The organism is Priestia sp. P5_B4, from assembly GCF_056400385.1.
Genome location: NZ_JBFULJ010000869.1, coordinates 1 through 1624 on the forward strand (window position 1 = coordinate 1; position 1624 = coordinate 1624).

Below are 1624 nucleotides of genomic sequence, written 5' to 3' on the forward strand. Positions count from 1 at the left end.
CCGTACAGCAATTTGCCATCTTCCCGCATAAGGAATGACAAGGTTGTTTGTTTCATACATTTTATACTGTACTTGTTGTTTCTCCTGACTTTCGTCTTTATTTACTTCTAAGGGGACGTCAATTGGGGCAAGCTCTCCTTTATTCTTAGGAGAAAGTGCGATGTCTATTGATTGAATAGAAGATCCATCCTGTGGTAACGATGCTTTTACCCAGAGGGAACCCTTGCCCGGAGATAAAGTTGACGTTTTTACGAGAAAAGCTATGTCTTGCTTATTTTCTTTCCATACTAAGGGTTCATTATGTGGAATAGGGTTTAGGTGTGTAATTATTCCTACAATCAAGACAATAACCAGCATAAAACTTACATCAGAAACCAAAAATTGTGCGAGGCTTGGTGAATCGTTCTTTCGGAGATGTTCTCTAATGAGTATCCCTACACCAGCTACTAACATAACCATAAATATTTTAGCTAGCAATAACAGTCCCCAGGTGGTTTTAAAGAGTGCTGTTATGTCTGGAAGAAGCTTTAGTGTGTAAAGAACACCGGAAAGGATTAATAGCATAAGACTCACAAAGGCTATATGTGAGAAAATCGGAAGAAAAGCTAGAGCTTGTTCTCTCTCCTTACGCCAAATCATGAAAAGATAAACTAACCCAGTTGCCCATAAAGAGGCTGTAACTAAATGGATAAAATCTAGAATGATTGTATAAACTGGTACATCTGACGCTACAGCGTGACCGTTTAACGTAGTAGCTACTAACAGCAAACCTACCCATATAAAATCAATCCACTTATTCTTCAGTAGGAAGAGAAATCCTACACACGCAAGAAGAATACTAGTTATCCACGACCAACCAGTAGCAGAATGAATGACAAATGTTTTTATTTGGGAAAGGTTAGAATCCTTTAATAGCACAGTACTTTGGACTCCTATACTAATTAGTGAAAAAATGATATATCCAGATTGGAGGTACCTTACATTCGTTTTATACTTTTGTTTTTGTTGACCTGATTGATAAGGAACATACCATTTCCATAGCACAAAGCCAACTAACCATAATAAGGTCAAATAATAGAATGTCTGTACTACAGAAAAACCTATATTATAAAGAGAACTCTGCTTACTGTTTTCGCTCTGATTGCTATTGTCATTCGTAATAGCTTGATCTATTTTTTCTCCTATAGAAAAGAGGTACGTTCCTTGTACAGGATGGCTATCTGCAGAAATAACTGAATAGCTAACGGTATAAATACCTTTTTTGGAAGGTGGCACATCTAAAGAAATCGTTTTGTGAGTTCGATTCATTTTTGCTTTCTTAGTAGTAATAAGCTTCCCTTTATCATTGCGTACTTGAAGATTAAAAACACCTTCTCCGAGTCGTTCATTAAATGTCAATGATACCTTGTCAGGTATTTGATTTAGTTGACTTCCTTCTTTTGGTGATGCATCCAAAAGGACTGCGTGTGCTGATACATTAAGAGGAGCACCTAAAACAAAAAAAGATATGGATAAGAGTAGAGCTATCTTTTTTAACATACATTTTTCACCTATAGATTCTTATTTTATACTATTCATTCTTAGTATAAGTGTAGCCTTAAACAAAGAAAATCACTCTACTGAG

1 protein-coding gene is annotated in these 1624 nt (G+C 36.1%); it reads right to left on the bottom strand.

Features of this window, described 5'->3' with window-relative positions; genetic code table 11:
• Positions 1-1539: copper resistance CopC/CopD family protein (locus tag AC1DRF_RS26890; protein WP_477742177.1), on the bottom strand; the 1539-nt coding region annotated here is incomplete at its 3' end.
• Positions 1540-1624 lie beyond the last annotated feature (85 nt).